General features: G+C 62.3%; 18 protein-coding genes and 1 other RNA gene. 13 read left to right on the top strand and 6 right to left on the bottom strand.

Annotated elements, in window-relative coordinates; genetic code table 11:
• Positions 1-34 precede the first annotated feature (34 nt).
• Both CFY91_RS05455 and CFY91_RS05450 read right to left on the bottom strand, forming a co-directional pair.
• Positions 35-1,114, bottom strand: a complete 1,080-nt coding sequence (locus CFY91_RS05455; protein WP_093985340.1) for an LOG family protein — start codon at positions 1,112-1,114, stop codon at positions 35-37.
• Between the two features lie 27 nt (positions 1,115-1,141).
• Positions 1,142-2,545, bottom strand: a complete 1,404-nt coding sequence (locus CFY91_RS05450) for an MBL fold metallo-hydrolase RNA specificity domain-containing protein (protein ID WP_093985339.1) — start codon at positions 2,543-2,545, stop codon at positions 1,142-1,144.
• A gap of 127 nt (positions 2,546-2,672) precedes the next feature.
• Between CFY91_RS05450 and CFY91_RS05445 the strand changes: the two genes are divergently transcribed.
• On the top strand, positions 2,673-5,078 hold the full coding sequence (locus CFY91_RS05445) for a phosphoketolase family protein (protein WP_093985338.1): 2,406 nt from the start codon (positions 2,673-2,675) through the stop codon (positions 5,076-5,078).
• A 36-nt stretch (positions 5,079-5,114) separates the two neighbouring features.
• On the top strand, positions 5,115-5,318 hold the full coding sequence (locus CFY91_RS05440; RefSeq protein WP_093985337.1) for a hypothetical protein: 204 nt from the start codon (positions 5,115-5,117) through the stop codon (positions 5,316-5,318).
• Between the two features lie 12 nt (positions 5,319-5,330).
• On the opposite strand, the gene CFY91_RS05435 is transcribed toward CFY91_RS05440, so the two are convergent.
• Positions 5,331-5,726: a PA3611 family quorum-sensing-regulated virulence factor gene (locus CFY91_RS05435; RefSeq protein ID WP_093985336.1), complete on the bottom strand. Its 396-nt coding sequence runs from the start codon at positions 5,724-5,726 to the stop codon at positions 5,331-5,333.
• Positions 5,727-5,833: 107 nt separating this feature from the next.
• Between CFY91_RS05435 and CFY91_RS05430 the strand changes: the two genes are divergently transcribed.
• Complete coding sequence (locus CFY91_RS05430; RefSeq protein WP_093985335.1) at positions 5,834-6,565, top strand: tRNA-uridine aminocarboxypropyltransferase; 732 nt, start codon at positions 5,834-5,836, stop codon at positions 6,563-6,565.
• On the opposite strand, the gene CFY91_RS05425 is transcribed toward CFY91_RS05430, so the two are convergent.
• On the bottom strand, positions 6,566-7,444 hold the full coding sequence (locus tag CFY91_RS05425; protein WP_093985334.1) for a DMT family transporter: 879 nt from the start codon (positions 7,442-7,444) through the stop codon (positions 6,566-6,568).
• 123 nt (positions 7,445-7,567) lie between these two features.
• On the opposite strand from CFY91_RS05425, the gene erdR reads away from it, so the two are divergent.
• Both erdR and CFY91_RS05415 read left to right on the top strand, forming a co-directional pair.
• On the top strand, positions 7,568-8,218 hold the full coding sequence (erdR, locus tag CFY91_RS05420; RefSeq protein WP_093985333.1) for a response regulator transcription factor ErdR: 651 nt from the start codon (positions 7,568-7,570) through the stop codon (positions 8,216-8,218).
• Positions 8,219-8,232: 14 nt separating this feature from the next.
• Positions 8,233-8,598: a diacylglycerol kinase gene (locus CFY91_RS05415; protein ID WP_093985332.1), complete on the top strand. Its 366-nt coding sequence runs from the start codon at positions 8,233-8,235 to the stop codon at positions 8,596-8,598.
• On the opposite strand, the gene CFY91_RS05410 is transcribed toward CFY91_RS05415, so the two are convergent.
• Complete coding sequence (locus CFY91_RS05410) at positions 8,599-9,525, bottom strand: LysR family transcriptional regulator (RefSeq protein ID WP_093985331.1); 927 nt, start codon at positions 9,523-9,525, stop codon at positions 8,599-8,601.
• A 108-nt stretch (positions 9,526-9,633) separates the two neighbouring features.
• On the opposite strand from CFY91_RS05410, the gene fpr reads away from it, so the two are divergent.
• Positions 9,634-10,413 carry a ferredoxin-NADP reductase gene (gene fpr, locus CFY91_RS05405; RefSeq protein ID WP_093985330.1) on the top strand — a complete coding sequence of 260 codons (780 nt, stop codon included), beginning with the start codon at positions 9,634-9,636 and terminating at the stop codon, positions 10,411-10,413.
• A 46-nt stretch (positions 10,414-10,459) separates the two neighbouring features.
• Here the strand turns inward: fpr and CFY91_RS05400 are convergent, their stop codons facing one another.
• Positions 10,460-10,741 (bottom strand): HU family DNA-binding protein, encoded by a 282-nt coding sequence (locus CFY91_RS05400; RefSeq protein ID WP_093985329.1) that lies wholly within the window; start codon positions 10,739-10,741, stop codon positions 10,460-10,462.
• A gap of 218 nt (positions 10,742-10,959) precedes the next feature.
• Between CFY91_RS05400 and ffs the strand changes: the two genes are divergently transcribed.
• The 7 genes from ffs to CFY91_RS05365 all read left to right on the top strand — a co-directional run bounded on the left by ffs (position 10,960) and on the right by CFY91_RS05365 (position 17,556).
• An RNA gene (gene ffs / locus CFY91_RS05395) (signal recognition particle sRNA small type) lies at positions 10,960-11,056 on the top strand.
• Between the two features lie 143 nt (positions 11,057-11,199).
• Positions 11,200-13,152 carry a DNA polymerase III subunit gamma/tau gene (gene dnaX, locus CFY91_RS05390; RefSeq protein WP_093985328.1) on the top strand — a complete coding sequence of 651 codons (1,953 nt, stop codon included), beginning with the start codon at positions 11,200-11,202 and terminating at the stop codon, positions 13,150-13,152.
• Positions 13,153-13,162: 10 nt separating this feature from the next.
• Complete coding sequence (locus tag CFY91_RS05385; RefSeq protein ID WP_093985327.1) at positions 13,163-13,489, top strand: YbaB/EbfC family nucleoid-associated protein; 327 nt, start codon at positions 13,163-13,165, stop codon at positions 13,487-13,489.
• 87 nt (positions 13,490-13,576) lie between these two features.
• Positions 13,577-14,176: a recombination mediator RecR gene (gene recR / locus CFY91_RS05380; RefSeq protein WP_093985326.1), complete on the top strand. Its 600-nt coding sequence runs from the start codon at positions 13,577-13,579 to the stop codon at positions 14,174-14,176.
• A 171-nt stretch (positions 14,177-14,347) separates the two neighbouring features.
• Positions 14,348-15,496, top strand: coding sequence for an acyl-CoA dehydrogenase family protein (locus CFY91_RS05375; protein WP_093985325.1), 1,149 nt, complete (start codon positions 14,348-14,350; stop codon positions 15,494-15,496).
• 122 nt (positions 15,497-15,618) lie between these two features.
• The gene (locus CFY91_RS05370) at positions 15,619-16,176 is read left to right on the top strand and encodes an XRE family transcriptional regulator (protein ID WP_093985324.1); all 558 of its coding nucleotides are present in this window, start codon (positions 15,619-15,621) and stop codon (positions 16,174-16,176) included.
• A gap of 33 nt (positions 16,177-16,209) precedes the next feature.
• Positions 16,210-17,556 (top strand): glutamine synthetase family protein, encoded by a 1,347-nt coding sequence (locus tag CFY91_RS05365; protein WP_093985323.1) that lies wholly within the window; start codon positions 16,210-16,212, stop codon positions 17,554-17,556.
• Positions 17,557-17,564: the final 8 nt, after the last annotated feature.

The raw sequence follows: 17,564 nt of genomic DNA, 5'->3' as shown, positions 1-17,564 counted from the left end.
CTTAGCTGAGCGCAAAAGAACCCGCGCATCGCGGCTAGCCGTTTTGTGCCCAGTTCTGCGGCAGGTTGATGAAGTCGACCAGTTCGCGCAGTCGGCCATGGTCACGGGCGTTGAAGCGAAACGCCAGGCGAATCAGCTCGCAAAACTCCGGCTCATCGCTCTCGCTTTCGCAATAGGCGCGCTGCTGGTAACCGCCCTCGACACACAGGTCGGCAAACTCCTTGTGCAGGGTGGCCAGTGCCGTCTCGCTTAGCGGGTGGTTCATGCGGATCACGAACAGCTCGCGCAGCCAGCGGCTGGAGTGGAAGTTGCGATAGAAACGGGCGATTTCCTGGGTGGCTTCCTCGGCACTGTGTGCCAGGCGCATCAGCTGCAGGTCGCTGGGCAGAATGTAGTGATTGGCCTCCAGTTGCTCGCGCATGAATTGCAGTGCGCCATGCCAGTACTGCCCGCCTGGTTGGTCGAGCAGCACGATGGGCACCAGCGGGCTTTTGCCGGTCTGCACCAGTGTCAGTACTTCCAGGGCCTCGTCGAGGGTGCCGAAGCCGCCCGGGCAGAGCACCATGGCATCGGCCTCCTTGACGAAGAACAGCTTGCGCAGGAAGAAGAAGTGGAATTCCAGCAGGTTGCCGGTGCCGTCCACCACCGCATTGGCGCCCTGTTCAAAGGGCAGGGTGATATTGAATCCCAGGCTGTTTTCGCGTCCGGCACCTTCGTGGGCCGCGGCCATGATGCCGCCGCCCGCGCCGGTAATCACCATCAGGTCCAGCTCGGCCAGATGCCGTCCCAGCTCGCGGGCCAGTTGGTAGAGGGGATGGCTGCCTGGCGTACGGGCTGAGCCGAACACCGTGACCTTACGGCGACGTTTGAACTGTTCCAGGCGGCTGAAGGCCGACTCCATCTCGCGCAGGGTCTGCAACATGATCTTGGCGTCCCAGCGGTTGCGGTCAGCCTGCGCCATGCGCGTCACGCTCAGCAGCATTTCCCGGTATAGCGCCTGGTTGGGGCTGCCCGGCGGGACGGCCAGACTGATCAGCTCATCCAGCTTGCGGTTGAGGTCGACGCCACTGGTCTGGAAGTGGCGCGACAGGTAGTCGTCAGCTTCAAAGGGCATGCCTTTCCTCCTGCGTTATTCCTGGCTTCAGATAGCGATTTGCTCGCCAGGTTCCGGGATGCTCGCGTCCCAGTTCAACTGCTCCTTGAGGGTCTTTTGCAGGGCCTGCATTTTCTCCAGCTCGCCATGTACCAGGTACAGTTCGGGGTGGTGGTCAAAATGGCTGACCCAGTCGATCAGTTGCGCGCGGCCTGCATGCGCGGAAAAACCGCCCAGCGTGTGCACCTTGGCACGCACGGCAAAGCGCTGGTGCAGCACCTTGATGAACTCGGCGCCGTCGACAATGCTGCGGCCCAGCGTGCCGCGGGCCTGGAAACCAGGAAATACCACATGACATTCCTGGCGCCAGATGTTGTGCTTGAAGTGGTGGACGATCCTTCCGCCGGTGCACATGCCGCTGCCGGCGATGATGATCGCGCCGCTCTTGATGCGGTTGATGGCCATCGACTCTTCCGGGGTTGGCGTGCAGCGCAGGATGGGCAGCCAGTCCTCCACGCGCTTGACGTTCTTGGCGCGCAGCATGGCCAGGTCGGCCTCGGCAAACTGGTCATAGTTGCGCGAGTAGATGGCGTTGGCACGAATCGCCATGGGGCTGTCGAGGAATACGGCCTGCTGCGGCAAACGGCCTTCCTGGTAGAAACGCCCAAGGTGGTAGATCAGGTCCTGGGTACGGCCAACCGCGAAGGACGGAATCAGCACATTGCCACCATCGCGATGGGCTTGCTGGAGGATTTCAGCCAGTTCGTCGAGGGTGGCCTCGCTGCAGCGATGGTCACGGTCGCCGTAGGTTGATTCCATCAGTACCAGGTCGGCACGCTTGAGTGTCTTGGGGTTACGCATCAGCGGCGAACAGGTGTTGCCCAGGTCGCCGGAGAACACCACGTGACGCGTCAGGTGGTGGTCGTGGATCTCTACTTCGACGATGGCCGAACCGAGGATGTGCCCGGCATCGTGGTAGGTGATGCTGACCCCGGGGGCGACTTCGGTGGTCTGTTCGTAGGGAAGGGGGCGGCGAGCCTTGAGGGCCTTCTCGGCATCCAGCGTGGTGTACAGCGGCACCACCGGGGGCTTGCCACTGCGTGCGCGCCACTTGTTTTCCCACTCGGCGTCATGCTCCTGGATATGCGCCGAGTCGAGCAGCATCAGTTCGAGCAGTTCGCAGGTGGCTTCGGTGGCATAGATGGGGCCGTTGTAGCCGCTGGCTACCAGGCGCGGCAGCAGCCCGCTGTGGTCGAGGTGAGCGTGCGAAATCACCACCGCCTGCAGGCTGGCAGGGTCGAAGGGGAAGGGCGCACGGTTGCCTTCCACGTCTTCGCGGCGCCCCTGGCGCATGCCGCATTCCAGCAGCACCTTGGCGCCGTCGCGGCTTTCGATCAGGTAGCAGGAGCCGGTTACCTGTTGGATGGCTCCGAGAAAGGTCAGCAAGGCCATGCGTGTTCTCCGTCATGTGTTTCTGCGGCAGCTTGCCAGAGTGTGGCAGGCCGGCCCTTGATGCAGGTCAGCGCCACCCTGGGCGTATCGGTCTAGACTGCTGCCAGTTCTGCAATGGAGACCCATCATGTCACAGTTGCTCCCCAGTCAAAGCGAACTGGATGCGCACGCCGCCACAGAAGCCACCTTTGCCCGCTGGCGCCAGGGGTACGGGGTGATCCAGCATAGCCTGCCGACCCAGGCAGCGGTTTATCGCCTGGCTCACCAACTGGTACAGGCTGGCCAGCAGCCTGACCTGGCTACGGTATACGAATTGCTGACTGCGCTGGACCGGGTCAGTGCTGCGGGGCTCTGGCTGGTCGTCCATATGACCTATGCGCGCCGCCTGCATTGGGATGGCGCACCGTTGGCCGCCGAAGATTTCAAGCCCCAGCCGGAAGGACACACCGGCGGCGCCTTGAACATGGTGCCGGCCTATGCAGGTTACCTGACCCTCAATGCCCTGACCGGCGAGACGCGCGCCTGGCTGATGGGGCAGGGGCACTGCGTGGCGGCCATCGAGGCCATCAACCTGTTGTTGCAGAACCAGCATGCCGAACAGCAAGCCCGCTACCAGGGCAGCGAGGACGCTGCCGAACGCTTGCTGACGGATTTCTATGGCTATGCGCAGGCCGCGGATGGCAGCCCTGCGGCGCCACTGGGTAGTCACGTCAATCCGCATACGGCGGGTGGTGTCATCGAAGGTGGCTACCTGGGCTTCGCCGAGTTGCAATACGCGCATATGCCCTTGCCTGGGGAAAAACTGGTGGCCTTCCTGTCCGATGGGGCGGCCGAGGAGCAGCGCGGCAGTGACTGGATTCCGCGCTGGTGGCGTGCCGAGGATTGCGGGCAGACCTTCCCGGTGATGATCGCCAATGGGCGGCGCATCGAACAGCGTACGGAAATGGGTACCCATGAAGGGTTGTTGGGCTTCAGCCAGCATCTGGCGCGCTGTGGCTTCGACCCCATCCACTTCGATGGTCGCGATCCGGCTGCTTTTGTGTGCGCCTTGTGGGAAATGGAGCAGCGTCTGACTCGGCGCGTCGAGGAGCTGCGCAGTGGCATTCTGCATTACCCGCTGCCGATCCCTTACGGGATTGCCGAAACCCTCAAGGGCTTTGGCTTTTATGGTGCCGGCAGCAACGCCGCGCATAACCTGCCGTTGCCGGGTAATCCGCATGTCGATGTACAGGCGCGCGCGTTGTTCAACGAACATGCCGCACCGCTCTGGGTGCCTCCACAGGAGTTGCAGCAGGCCTGCCAGCGACTGATCGGCGCGCGTCAGGGACGGGTCAGCGAGCGGGATACCGCGCTGGCCAATCGCCGTCCCGAGGCACCACAGCTGCCCTCTCTGCACTACCGGGAAGAAGCCTGCTCGCCGATGGCGGCGCTGGATCGTTTCTTTGTTGACCTGGTAGCCCTCAACCCGCAGTTGCGCCCGCGTGTTGGCAATCCCGACGAGCTGGCCAGCAATCGCCTGGGCGGCGTGCTGGCAGCCTTGCGTCATCGGGTATGCCAACCGGAGAGCGAGCTGGAAGCACTGGATGGCAAGGTCATCACCGCGCTCAATGAAGAAGCGGTGGTCTCGGCCTGCCTGGCCAATCAGGGCGGTCTGAACCTGGTTGCCAGTTATGAGGCGTTCTGTCCGAAGATGCTGGGTGCGGTGCGGCAAAGCATCATCTATGCCCGTCAGCAGAAGGAAGTGGGCCGTCCGGCCGGCTGGCTGGGCTGGCCGCTGGTGGCTACCTCGCACACCTGGGAGAACGGCAAGAACCAGCAATCCCACCAGGACACTACCTTTTGTGAAGCCCTGCTCGGCGAGATGAGCGACATGCTGCGGGTGCTCTTTCCGGCAGACCACAACAGCCTGTTGGCACTCTTGCCGGGGATCTACCAGGCGCGCGGGCAACTGGCCTGCGTGGTGGCGCCCAAGCGTGAGCAACCCTGTCATTTCACCCCGCTACAGGCCGAGCAACTGGCCCGCGATGGTGCCCTGCTGGTGGAGGAGGTGGCGGGCAACGAACCTCTGCTGCTGATTGCCAATGGCAGTTACCAGCTGGCGCAGATGCGTCGGGCTGCCACTCGTCTGGGTGAGGCAGGTTTTGCCTATCGTCTGGTATATCTGCAGGAGCCCGGACGTTTTCGTGCGCCGCGTGATACCTGGGAGCAGGCCGCGCTGGCGCCTGCAGAACTGGTTGAACAGTTGTTCCCGGCGGCTTGCGAGAAGCGCATTCTGCTGACGCATATGCGCCCCGAGGTGGCGCGTGGCCACCTCTGGCCGTTGTTGCCCAATGCAGCCAGCAGCGCCGTGTTGGGCTATCGCAATCGCGGCGGCACGCTGGATGAGGCGGGTATGCAGTTTGCCAATCGTGCCAGCTGGGCTAATGTTCTGGCAGCCAGTGCCCGTTTGCTGGACTTGCCGCGCACGGCGTTGCTGACCCAGGAGGAGGCTGCTGCCGTGGCTGGCAAGGGAGACCCTCGGGTAGTGCGTTAAGCGGGTACACCCTGTGGCATTTTAAGGACGAAAAACATGCCCAAGCTGACGTTGGAAGTGGATCTGGACCTGTACCGCCTGCTGTTGCAGGCGGCGCGGGAAAACCACAGTGAGCTGGAAGACGAGTGCATCCGACGCCTGGAGGGCGGCTTGCGACGCTCCCGTTTCCTGCACTCGCTGCTCAGTGAGTTGCAACAGGAACAGCAGGCGCAGCCCCTGGTGCAGAAGAAAGCGGACTGAGACAGTGCCTGATTACGGGCAGTCTGCTGCGTTGAATTGCTCGCGGATCACCGGGCGATTGCTGCGGTATTCGCTGAATTCATAGCGCAACTGCGCGCCCTGGCGCAGCAGGCGTACGAAGCCGGGATTGGCACAGACACTGGCCTGTAGCTGACGACGTACTGCATCGGGATTGGCCTGCATCTGTCGGGCATGCTCGGCACGCACGCTCAGGTAGTTGATCAGGGTGCGACCTTCGGCCTGGAAGCCTTGGTCGAGGATGTCTTCATTGATCGCGCGCGGGGTTCCCTGGCTGCTGGCTCGGGCTACCTGTGCCAGTAGTTGCTCGAGTTCGTGGGTCTTCAGCGACGCAGCCTGGCTGGTGAGTGGCAACAGGCTGCACAGCAGTACGAGCATCGGTCGAAGCATGGTGGTTTTCCGGGTTCGCTGACTGGTTGTAAGTACTCATTGTCACTAAACTGGCGCGCCTTGTCTGCCTGCCCGACCTGGGCGGCAGGTTTTTGCCGAGTATTTGCATGACCGAGCATGCTGTATCCCGACTGCGTGCCGCTCGCCTGGCACGCAGCAGTCGACCCTTCCTGGCACGTGGTTCACGTTGTGAGCGCTGTGCCGGCTGTCGTTTGTTGCCCAGCTATTGCATGTGTGAGTTGCGCCCGCGCGTGCAGGCCGATGCGGGTGTGTGCCTGCTGATGCATGATGTGGAGCCGCTCAAGCCGAGCAATACCGGTTGGTTGATTGCCGACCTGTTGCCCGACACCTTTGCCTTTGGCTGGTCGCGTACCGAGGTTGACCCGGCGCTCCTGCAGTTGCTGGCTGATCCACAGTGGCAACCCTATGTGGTGTTCCCCGGTGAATATGTCGAGCCGCAGCGGGTGCTGCACAGCTTGCCTACGGAGCAAACCGCGGGCAAACCGCTGTTCATCCTGCTCGATGCAACCTGGAGCGAGGCGCGCAAGATGTTCCGCAAGAGCCCTTATCTGGAGGGCTTCCCGGTGCTCAGCCTGCAGCCTGAGCAACTGTCGCGTTACCGACTGCGTCGTTCCAAGTATGCCGAGCACCTGTGTACGGCGGAGGTGGCCGGGTTATGCCTGGAACTGGCCGGCGCGCCTCGCGCCGCTGCCGTAGTGGAGGCTTACCTGGAAGTGTTCACCGAGCGCTATATCGCCGCTAAGCGTGCCTGGCCGCTGAATCTGCGCAGTGCCGCCCACGAAGCCTTGGCAGCCTGCATCGAGCCAGCAGCCGGCTGATCAGTTGGCTAGCCGGCGTGGCCACAGTTGTGCAACCAGCATGCCGATGAACATCAGCGCGGCGCCGAAATAACCGCGCAAGGCCAGCGACTCATCGAGAAAGAACGCGCCGGCCAGTGCCGCAAACACGGCTTCCAGTGAGAAGAGGATGGCCGCATGCGAGGCAATCGCGTGTTGCTGGGCAACCACCTGCAGGGTGTAGCCGATGCCTACCGCGATGATGCCGCCATAGAGGATGGCCGGTGCGGCCTGGACGATGGCCGACCAGACAATCGGTTCCAGTAGTACAGCCAGGAGCAGGCTGATCAGGCCGCAGGTGGCGAACTGGATGACTGCCAGGCGAATCGGGTCGTGGCGCTGCGCGAACACCCCGACCAGCAGTACATGCAGCCCCCAGACAAAGGCACCGGCCAGTTGCAGCCAGTCGCCAGAAGCTACCTGGAAGTTTTCGCCGACGCTGAGAAAGAACATGCCAACCACCGCCAGGCTGGCACCCAGCCAGGTGCCCAGGCCGGCGCGTTGACCAATCAGTAGGCCCAGCAAGGGCACGACGATGACATACAGCCCGGTAATGAAGCCCGAGTTGGTGACCGTAGTGAACAGCAGGCCGACCTGTTGCAGGTTGATACCTACCGTCAGGGCCAGGCCCATGACGATGCCGCCCAGTAACAGTCCCCGGTTGAGCGGTTCGGCCGGCCGATGGCGCGGTTTGCGCAGGAACAGCGGCAACAGAATCAGTGCGCCCAGACAGAAGCGCAGAGCGGTAAACAGGAAGGGGCCAATGAAGTCCATGCCCAGGCGCTGGGCGACAAAGGCCGAGCCCCAGATCATCGCGGTCAGCAGCATCAGTAGATCGGCACGCAGGGCTTGGCGGTTCATGTGTTGTGCTCGTGCGAAAAAGGCGCAGACTTTGCCGCAAAGGCGCAAACTTGACCACCCCGTCATCGCTCGGCATGCTGTGCCGGTTTTTCGGCCGCACAACAAAAACACAGGGAATTGCCCATGGCTGCTTTCGATATCCTCATCGCCGATGACCACCCGTTGTTTCGCAGCGCCCTGCATCAGGCGCTGAGCCAAGGCTTGGCCGGCGAGGTCAATCTGGTCGAAGCGGCCAGCATTGCCGAACTGGAAGCCTGCCTGGCACAGAAGAGCGACTGGGATCTGGTGTTGCTTGACCTCAACATGCCAGGCGCCTATGGCTTCTCCGGCCTGGTGTTGTTGCGTGGACAATATCCGCAGATCCCGGTGGTGATGATTTCCGCTCAGGAAGAGGCGGCCGTGGTGGCGCGAGCTCATGAGTTCGGGGCCAGCGGTTTCATCCCCAAATCCAGTGCCTTGCCGGTGCTGCAGGAAGCGGTGCGTGCGGTGCTGGATGGTGATGTCTGGTGGCCGCCGCAGTTGCAGGAAGGGGCTGCGCTGAGCGCCGAAGCACGTGCCGCCAGTGAAGGCCTGGCCAGTCTCACGCCGCAGCAGTTTCGTGTGTTGGCGATGGTCTGTGACGGCCTGCTCAACAAACAGATTGCCTACGAGCTGAATGTCTCGGAAGCAACCATCAAGGCGCATGTCACGGCCATCTTCCGCAAGCTCAACGTGCGTACCCGAACCCAGGCCGCGTTGCTGTTGCAGCAGATGGAATCCGTGCCGGCCAGTTGACCGGGGTGTCGAGTATGTCGCCCTTCAAGGGTCAGGTTGGCGTGCGGCGCGTTCTCAATGCGGCCGGGTATTCATTGGCTGGCTTGCGTGCGGCCTACACGGGCGAAGCCGCGTTTCGCCAGTTGCTTTGGCTCAACCTGCTGCTGGTGCCGCTGGCACTGTACTTGCCAGTCAGTCGTGGTGAACGTGCCCTGCTGGTAGCGGTGTGCCTGCTGGCGCTGATCGTCGAGTTGCTCAACTCGGCGCTTGAAGCGGCTGTTGATCGTATCTCCCTGGAGCGGCATCCCCTGTCGAAAAATGCCAAGGACATGGGGAGTGCCGCGCAGTTCTGTGCCCTCACTTTGATTGCGGCTGTATGGGCTATTGTCCTGCTCGGTTGATCAGGCAATCTCCGGGAGTACGATCTGATCGCTGCGGCTGACGCCAGCGGTGAGCGCCCGGCACAGTTCGAGGAACTCGCGCATCGCCGCGCTCTGGTACTTGTGGCGGTGCCAGATGAAGCAGAACGCCCGGCGCAGGTCGAGCTCAGGGGTTTCCAGGATCACCAGGCTGCCACGGCGTACCGCGTCGCGTAACGCCAGGCGGGATATGCAGCCCACGCCCAGCCCAGACTCCACGGCGCGCTTGATGGCCTCGGTATGCTCCAACTCCAGACGGATATTCAAGGGGCGATTGTGGTGGCGCACGGCGCGGTCGAAGGTCAGGCGGGTGCCGGAGCCTTGCTCGCGGAGGATCCAGCTCTGTGCGAACAGTCTGTCCAGACTGATCCTGGGCTGTTGTGCCAGGGGGTGGTGAGGCGCGCAGAATACGGCCAGTTCATCCTCTACCCAGGGCTCGACGATGATGTCCGGATGCTGGCAGTCCCCTTCGATCAGTCCCAGATCCAGCTCGAAGTTGGCGACCTGCTGCACCACGCTGGCGGTGTTATGCACATGCAGTGCGGCACGGCAGTCGCCATGGCGTTGCATGAAGTGCGCGAGCAGCAGGGTCGCCAGGTAGTTGCCAACCGTCAGGGTGGCTCCTACCGATAGGGAGCCGTAGCCGCTATGACCATGCAGCAGCTGTTCGATTTCCCGAGCCCTGTCGAGCAAGGCCACCGCCTGGGGGAGCAGTTGTCGACCCAGTGCATTGAGCAGCAGGCGCTTGCCCAGGCGGTCGAACAGCTGGCAATCGAACTGTCGCTCCAGTTCCGCCAGTGAGGTGCTGGTGGCAGACTGCGAGAGCGAGAGCTGTTCGGCTGCGCGCGAGACATTTTCGTGGCTGGCCACGGCGGTGAAGACTTCAAGCTGGCGCAGGGTGAACTTCATATCTGTATTCTCGATAAGCCTTATCTTTACTATCTGATTAACGGATAGAGTGCCGCTCCCTAGAATGCTGCGCAACCCCTCGATCTATCGCTGTGCGGAGCCCTGGCAATGAGTAACCTGAACATCGAGCGCGTGCTGAGCGTGCATCACTGGAACGACACCCTGTTCAGCTTCAAATGCACCCGTGACCCAGGGCTGCGTTTCGAGAACGGCCAGTTTGTAATGATCGGTTTGCAGCAGGAGACTGGCCGTCCGTTGTTGCGTGCCTACTCGATTGCCAGCCCGAACTATGAGGAAACCCTGGAGTTCTTCAGCATCAAGGTGCCGGATGGTCCGCTGACCTCGCAGTTACAGCACCTCAAGGAAGGTGATCCGATCCTGATCAGCAAGAAACCCACCGGCACCCTGTTGCTCGACGACCTGCTGCCGGGCAAGCACCTCTACCTGCTGTCCACCGGCACTGGGCTGGCTCCCTTTATCAGTGTCATCCAGGACCCGGCGGTATACGAGCGCTTCGACAAGGTGATCCTGGTGCATGGGGTGCGTTATGTGAACGAGGTGGCCTACCGCCAGTTCATTACCGAGCATTTGCCCAACAACGAATACTTTGGCGAGGCGGTGCGCGAGAAGCTGATCTACTACCCGACCGTCACCCGCGAGCCCTTTGAGAACCAGGGGCGTCTGACCGACCTGATGCGCAGTGGCAAGTTGTTCGCAGACATCGGCCTGCCGCCGATCAATCCGCAGGATGACCGCGCGATGATCTGTGGCAGCCCGAGCATGCTGGATGAAACCAGTGCGGTGCTGGATGAGTTCGGGCTGAAGATTTCCCCGCGCCTGGGCGAGCCCGGGGACTATCTGATCGAACGAGCGTTCGTCGAGAAGTGAGCTGCACAACCTGCCGCGAGCGCGGCAGGCCTCTGCAAAACTGCTGTTAGGCGTTGAGGCTGTCGGCCAGTGCTTTGGCCGGCACGTACTTGACGACCTTCTTGGCGGCAATCTGGATGCTTGCACCGGTTTGCGGGTTGCGGCCGGTGCGTGCCGGGCGTTCGCCAACCTTCAGCTTGCCGAGGCCGGGCAGGGTGATTTCGCCGCTGTGTTCCAGTTCGTCCGCGGCAATCTGAGCCAGCTGGTCGAGCACCGCGCGTACGCTGGTCTTGCTCAGGTCGGTGGCTTCGGCAATGTCGGTAATCAGTTGGTCTTTATTCAGGGCCATGCTCTGCTCCATCCATAAGTCGGTGCTCGTGCCTGTCGGCGGCACGGGCCAAGCCCGCACTCTAACCCAGCTTGCGTACCCTGGGCAGTACAAAATACCTCGGCCTAATTGTCGCACCCCAGGCTTCTGGCCAAGCATGTCACGCAACGGTTGTAACTTGCCGGTAAGCCGGTACAATGGCGCCGCTCGCCGCCAGGCGGGTGTCGTTATGGCGGTCCTGTCGGTCCCCTCGCAACGATCAGCCGTGAACCCGGTCAGGCCCGGAAGGGAGCAGCCGCAGCGGTGACATCGTGTGCCGGGGTGTGGCTGGCGGGGCCGCCTCCATCTTCTGCAGCTATTCTGCCTGCGCTTTTCGCTTCATTGCTCACCTTTGCCTTTCGCCGCTGCGGCTTGGGTGCAATTTGCCCGTCGCTCCGCTAGCATGGCGCCTTCAGCGATTTTGCCGGTGATGGTTTTCCATGAGTTATCAGGTTCTTGCACGCAAATGGCGTCCGCGTTCGTTCGGCGAGATGGTCGGCCAGGCGCACGTGCTCAAAGCCCTGGTCAACGCTCTGGACAGTCAGCGTCTGCACCATGCCTACCTGTTCACCGGTACCCGTGGCGTGGGCAAGACCACCATTGCGCGGATCATCGCCAAGTGCCTGAACTGCGAAACGGGTATCAGCGCCACGCCCTGCGGGCAATGCTCGATCTGTCGGGAAATCGATGAAGGCCGTTTTGTCGACCTCATCGAGGTGGACGCGGCCAGTCGTACCAAGGTCGAAGATACTCGTGAGTTGCTGGAAAACGTGCAGTACGCACCCAGCCGTGGGCGTTTCAAGGTCTACCTGATCGACGAAGTGCACATGCTCTCCGGGCATTCCTTCAATGCGCTGCTCAAGACCCTTGAAGAGCCGCCGCCTTACGTCAAGTTCCTGCTGGCAACCACCGACCCGCAAAAGCTGCCGGTGACCATTCTGTCGCGTTGCTTGCAGTTTTCTCTGAAGAGCATGCCGCCCGAGCGTGTCGTGGAACACCTGGCTCATGTGCTCAAAGCCGAGCAGATTCCCTTTGAGGAAGATGCGCTGTGGTTGCTGGGGCGTGCGGCCGATGGTTCGATGCGCGACGCCATGAGCCTGACCGACCAGGCGATTGCCTTTGGCGAAGGCAAGGTGCTGGCGGCCGATGTGCGGGCCATGCTTGGCAGCCTCGATCACGGACAGGTCTACGGGGTGCTGGAAGCCTTGCTGGCCGGTGATGCCCGGGCCTTGCTGGAGGCTGTTCGCCAGCTGGCTGAACAGGGCCCGGATTGGCACGGGGTATTGGCCGAGCTGCTTAATGTGCTGCATCGCCTGGCGATTGCCCAGGTGCTGCCGGATGCGGTGGATAACGGCCAGGGCGATCGCGAACGTGTGCTGGCACTGGCCCAGGCGCTGCCGGCCGAGGATGTGCAGTTTTATTACCAGATGGGCTTGATCGGCCGTCGCGATTTGCCTCTCGCGCCCGACCCGCGTAGCGGCTTTGAAATGGCCCTGCTGCGCATGCTGGCCTTTCGGCCGGCCGGCACCAGCCTGATACCGCCGAGTACACCGTTAAAGTCTGAGGCGGAGCGTGCGACCACCACGTCTTCGCCGGCCCGGACGGTGGTCGAGGCGACTGCCGTGGTGGCCGAAGTACCGGCAGCGCTGCCCGCTGAGCAAGCACCAGCCGCTGTAGCCAGTGCTACTTCCGGTGGACTTGACCTGCCCTGGCAGGCCGCCAATCCTGAGCCTGAGCCTGAGCCTGAGCCTGAAGCAGCCGTAGTGCTTGAGCCGGCTGCGCTGCCGCTTTCGCAGCCAGTGGCTGAGACGGTTAAGCCGCGCGTGGAGGAGGCTGTGCCGCTGCTGCCTGTCCCGGCCGTCGAGGAGACGGTGGATGACGATGAGCCGCCGCCGGGTGATTACGACTATTACGAAGCGGATGGCGAAAGCCTCGACTATCACTTTGCCGAGGAAGAAGAAGTGCTGCCGCAGGCCTGTGAGTTGCTGGCCGTGGCACCTGCCAGCGGCCTGGCGGCGGAGTGGCTGGCACTTTATCCGCGTCTGGGGCTGAGCGGGCTGACGGGCAGCATTGCCGCCAATTGCAGCCTGGTGAGTGCCGAAGGTGATGACTGGCTGCTGCATCTGGACCCGGCGCACAGTGCGCTGTTCAACAATACCCAGTTGCAGCGCCTGGGCGATGCGATTCGCCAGCAGCTGGGTCGCCCACTGCAGGTGCGTGTTGAAGTGGCTGCACCGCAGCAACAGACGCCAGCGCAAGCGGCTGCCGCGGCGCGCGCCCAGCGCCAGCGTGCCGCCGAGGCGTCGATCCACGCCGACCCGCTGGTCCAGCAAATGATTCAACAGTTCGGTGCCACATTGCGCGCCGACTCCATCGAACCCCTGAACAGCTGAGGACAACGACATGATGAAAGGTGGCATGGCCGGGTTGATGAAACAGGCCCAGCAGATGCAGGAAAGAATGCAGAAAATGCAGGAAGAGCTGGCCAACGCCGAGGTCACCGGGCAAGCCGGTGGCGGGCTGGTGAGCGTGGTCATGACCGGGCGTCACGACGTCAAGCGCGTCAGCCTGGATGACAGCCTGCTGCAGGAAGACAAGGAGGTTCTCGAAGACCTGATTGCCGCCGCGCTCAATGACGCGGTACGCAAGGTCGAGCAGAACAGCCAGGAGAAAATGTCCGGCATGACGGCCGGCATGCAGTTGCCCCCAGGCTTCAAGATGCCCTTCTGAGGCCGTTGCAAGCGCCCGTCAGGCACGTCGAACAGCGTTTGTGGCGGGCGTCCTTCCTCCTTCTTTGCCTTTTTAACCTGAGGTGTCATGAGCTTTAGCCCGCTGATTCGCCAGTTGATCGATGCCTTGCGCATCCTGCCCGGAGTCGGGCAGAAGACCGCGCAACGCATGGCCTTGCAGTTGCTTGAGCGCGATCGCAGTGGTGGCCTGCGCCTGTCGCAGGCGTTGGCGACAGCCATGCAGGGGGTTGGTTATTGTCAGCAATGCCGCACCCTCAGCGAGGAGGCGCTGTGCAACCTGTGCAGTGATACGCGGCGTGACGACAACCTGCTGTGCGTGGTGGAAGGGCCGCTGGATGTCTATGCGGTGGAGCAAACCGGCTATCGCGGCCGCTACTTTGTGCTCAAAGGTCACCTCTCGCCCCTGGATGGCCTGGGTCCGGAGGCCATTGGTATTCCCGAGCTGCTGCAGCGTATCGAAGCCGGGCAGTTTGCCGAGATCATCCTCGCCACTAATCCCACGGTGGAAGGCGAGGCGACTGCGCACTACATCGCCCAGTCGCTGCAAGGTAAAGGGATGGCACTGACGCGTATTGCCCACGGTGTGCCGCTGGGCGGCGAGCTTGAGCTGGTGGATGGCGGTACCCTGGCGCATGCCCTGGCCGGCCGGCGGCCCATGCTTGGCTGAGTGCAGGCAGTGCGCAGCAGCTCATACGCAGCATGACAGTGGTTGTAGTCTGCAACCTGCGTAGCTTCTGGCAGTTATGACGGCTTAACTGGCGAGAATGCCTTCTTGTTAACCAAGCAAGCGCTTGGTTATAGTCCTGGCACTTACTCTTTTATGTGCCCAGGAGCCGTCATGTCCGCCTTTCAGGAATATTTCACCACCGAGCACCAGCAGGTACGTGACAGCGTGCGCCGATTCGTCGAGCGCGAAATTCTTCCGCATATTGCCGACTGGGAAGAGGCCGAGAGCTTCCCGCGCGAGCTGTATCAGAAAGCCGGTGCTGCTGGGATTCTGGGTATTGGCTATCCGGAGCGCTTTGGTGGCAGTTACGAGGGCGATCTGTTTGCCAAGGTGGCCGCCAGTGAAGAGCTGATGCGTTGCGGTTCGGGTGGCCTGGTGGCCGGGCTCGGCTCACTGGATATCGGCCTGCCGCCAGTGCTCAAGTGGGCCAAGCCGGCCCTGCGTGACCGGGTGGTGGCCGAGGTGCTGGCCGGTGAGAAGATCATGGCCCTGGCGGTTACCGAACCGTCAGGCGGTTCTGACGTGGCCAGCCTGAAGACCCGTGCGCTGCGTGAGGGAGACTACTACCGGGTAAGCGGCAGCAAGACCTTTATTACCAGCGGTGTGCGTGCCGACTACTACACGGTAGCCGTGCGTACCGGCGGCGACGGTTTTGGCGGCGTCAGTCTGTTGCTGATCGAAAAGGGCACGCCAGGCTTCAGCGTTGGGCGTTCGCTGAAAAAGATGGGCTGGTGGTGCTCGGATACCGCCGAACTGTTCTTCGATGACTGCAAGGTGCCGGTGGATAACCTGATCGGCGTGGAAAACATGGGTTTTGCCGGGATCATGGCGAACTTCCAGAGCGAACGGCTGAGCCTGGCGATCATGGCCAACATGACTGCGCAGCTGGCACTGGAAGAGGCCACGCGCTGGGCGCATGAGCGGCAGGCCTTCGGCAAGCCGATCGGCAAGTTCCAGGTACTCAAGCACCGCCTGGCCGAAATGGCCACGCAGCTGGAGGTGTCGCGCGAGTTCACCTACCGGCAGGCGGCCAAGATGGCGGCCGGCAAGAGCGTGATCAAGGAAATCTCCATGGCCAAGAACTTTGCCACCGATGTGTCCGATCGCATCACCTACGACGCCACGCAGATACTCGGTGGCATGGGCTTCATGCGTGAGTCGCTGGTCGAGCGGCTGTACCGGGATAACCGCATCCTGTCGATTGGCGGAGGCACCCGGGAAGTGATGAACGAGATCATCAGTAAGCAGATGGGTTTGTAGTGTGCAGACAGGCCATGCCGAAACGGCATTGGCTTTTGTGAAAAAATAAGCCTAGATTTTCATGAAATTGCAGTTTGCCAATTTCATGAGGCGCGGGTGTGGCGCGCCATAGGCTTTTCGCCATGGACAAGCAGGAAGAGATGGCCGCACTGGCCATCCTGATTCACGATCTACGCAAGCATAAAAAGCTTACGCTCAGCCAGCTGGCCGAACGCATCGGCCGCTCGGTGGGCTTTCTCTCCCAGGTCGAACGCGGCCTGTCCCAGCCCAGCGTGGCCGACCTGACGGCCATCAGTGAAGCACTGGATGTGCCGACCAGCTATTTCTACAGCCTCAGCCAGCCACGTGCCGTAGCCTGGGTGACGCGGGCCCATGAGCGGCGCACCCTGTACCTGGCTCACGGGATTACCGACATCATGGCCTCGCCGACCCTGCAGGGTGCCTTTACCTTGCTCGACAGCCTGCTCGAGCCGGGCGCGCTGAGTGGTGAGCGGCAGATGCAGGACCGTTCCGAACAGGGCGGCTTCGTGCTGTCCGGGCAGCTCACCCTGTGGCTCGGTGAGCCGGAACAGTGCGTGACCCTTGGCCCGGGCGATGCCTTCCAGATCCCCAGTTATGCCCGCTTGCGCTATGCCAACCTCGGCGACAGTCCGGCGCGCGTGTTGTGGGTATACACCTGACGTTTTCTTCGCTACCTGCAGGACACAATAACAATGACAGCCTGTTTTCCCGATCTGCTCAGTGAAGTCCGGCAATTTCGCCAGCAGTACCCGCAAGTTCGCTTTGTCGACCTGATCTGCCTGGACATTCCCGGGCATTTCTATGGCAAGCGCTATCCCATCGAACTGCTGGAGAAGGTGGCCGCCGGCAGCCCGCTCAAGCTGCCGCAGAATTGCGTGCTGCTGGGCGCGCAGGGCGGTCTCTATGAAATTGGCGACTATTGCTTTCATGATGGCGACCCGGATGCGCTGCGCCGTCTGGTGCCTGGCACCTTGCGCCCGGTGACCTGGGAAAGCCAGCCGCTGGGGCAGATGCTGATCACCTCCGATGGCACCGCCGCGCCTATCGAGTTCGAGCCTCGTGAGGTGCTGGCACGAGTGGTACAGCGTCTTGCTGCACGCGGCATTCATCCGGTGGTGGCCTTCGAGTTGGAGTTCTACCTGTTCGACAAGGCACTCAAGGAGGGGCTGCCGCAGTACCCGCACGACCCCTATGGCGGTGATGCCGATGACCAGCCGAGCATGCACATCGAGCGGCTGTCACGTTTTGCCGATGTACTCGATGACATGACCGCCACGGCGCGCCTGCAGGGTATCGATGCCACGGTGATCACCGCGGAAATCGGCCCGGGACAGTTCGAGATCAATTTCAACCATTGCCAGGATCCCATGCAGGCGGCAGACAGTTCGGCGTTGTTCTGTCGCAGCACGCGTGGCGTGGCACGTCAGCATGGCTATCGGGCCAGCTTCATGGCCAAGCCCTACCTGCAGTACCCCGGCAGCGGCATGCATGTGCATGTCAGCCTGTACGATGCGGCCGGTGCCAATCTGCTGGCAGTCGATGAGCAACGCCCGCTGCGCCACGCGGTGGCCGGCTGCCTGGCGCTGCTGCCGCAGCTGATGCCGATCTACGCGCCCAATCACAACAGTTACCGGCGCCTGGGGGCGGCGGTCAATGCGGCCAGCAAGGCCAGTTGGGGCTACGAAGATCGCGATGCCTGTATCCGCATTCCCGATGCGGATCCGCATAACCTGCGCCTGGAGTTCCGTTTGCCGGGAGCCGACGCCAATCCTTATCTGGTGCTGGCGGCGCTGTTGGCCAGCATCGAACATGGCTTGCAGGCCGGCTGTGAACCCATTGCCCCGCTCAATGAGGACCGTCACAGCGGCATCGACTTCCCTCTTGATCTGCTGCAGGCCGTACGCAACATGCAGCACAGCGCTGCCGTGCAGGCGGCGTTGGGGCGTGAGTTCGTGATGGTTTATTGCGAGAACAAGCGCCAGGATCACCTGGCCTTTCTCCATGCAATCAGCCCACGCGAATACCAGTGGTATCTGTAGCCTGCTCG

The sequence above is a fragment of the Pseudomonas fluvialis genome (assembly GCF_002234375.1).
GTDB classification, from domain to species: Bacteria; Pseudomonadota; Gammaproteobacteria; order Pseudomonadales; family Pseudomonadaceae; genus Aquipseudomonas; species Aquipseudomonas fluvialis.
Note: the sequence above shows the minus strand (reverse complement) of the source record. Positions and strands in the feature narration are given on the sequence as shown.

Coding starts and splice junctions, on each gene's coding strand:
- CFY91_RS05365 (WP_093985323.1), top strand. CDS start 16,210: ATGACAGCCTGTTTTCCCGATCTGCTCAGTGAAGTCCGGCAATTTCGC.
- CFY91_RS05375 (WP_093985325.1), top strand. CDS start 14,348: ATGTCCGCCTTTCAGGAATATTTCACCACCGAGCACCAGCAGGTACGT.
- CFY91_RS05440 (WP_093985337.1), top strand. CDS start 5,115: ATGCCCAAGCTGACGTTGGAAGTGGATCTGGACCTGTACCGCCTGCTG.
- CFY91_RS05400 (WP_093985329.1), bottom strand. CDS start 10,741: ATGGCCCTGAATAAAGACCAACTGATTACCGACATTGCCGAAGCCACC.
- CFY91_RS05455 (WP_093985340.1), bottom strand. CDS start 1,114: ATGCCCTTTGAAGCTGACGACTACCTGTCGCGCCACTTCCAGACCAGT.
- erdR (WP_093985333.1), top strand. CDS start 7,568: ATGGCTGCTTTCGATATCCTCATCGCCGATGACCACCCGTTGTTTCGC.
- CFY91_RS05450 (WP_093985339.1), bottom strand. CDS start 2,545: ATGGCCTTGCTGACCTTTCTCGGAGCCATCCAACAGGTAACCGGCTCC.
- CFY91_RS05410 (WP_093985331.1), bottom strand. CDS start 9,525: ATGAAGTTCACCCTGCGCCAGCTTGAAGTCTTCACCGCCGTGGCCAGC.
- CFY91_RS05385 (WP_093985327.1), top strand. CDS start 13,163: ATGATGAAAGGTGGCATGGCCGGGTTGATGAAACAGGCCCAGCAGATG.
- CFY91_RS05370 (WP_093985324.1), top strand. CDS start 15,619: ATGGACAAGCAGGAAGAGATGGCCGCACTGGCCATCCTGATTCACGAT.
- CFY91_RS05445 (WP_093985338.1), top strand. CDS start 2,673: ATGTCACAGTTGCTCCCCAGTCAAAGCGAACTGGATGCGCACGCCGCC.
- CFY91_RS05415 (WP_093985332.1), top strand. CDS start 8,233: ATGTCGCCCTTCAAGGGTCAGGTTGGCGTGCGGCGCGTTCTCAATGCG.
- dnaX (WP_093985328.1), top strand. CDS start 11,200: ATGAGTTATCAGGTTCTTGCACGCAAATGGCGTCCGCGTTCGTTCGGC.
- CFY91_RS05435 (WP_093985336.1), bottom strand. CDS start 5,726: ATGCTTCGACCGATGCTCGTACTGCTGTGCAGCCTGTTGCCACTCACC.
- fpr (WP_093985330.1), top strand. CDS start 9,634: ATGAGTAACCTGAACATCGAGCGCGTGCTGAGCGTGCATCACTGGAAC.
- CFY91_RS05430 (WP_093985335.1), top strand. CDS start 5,834: ATGACCGAGCATGCTGTATCCCGACTGCGTGCCGCTCGCCTGGCACGC.
- recR (WP_093985326.1), top strand. CDS start 13,577: ATGAGCTTTAGCCCGCTGATTCGCCAGTTGATCGATGCCTTGCGCATC.
- CFY91_RS05425 (WP_093985334.1), bottom strand. CDS start 7,444: ATGAACCGCCAAGCCCTGCGTGCCGATCTACTGATGCTGCTGACCGCG.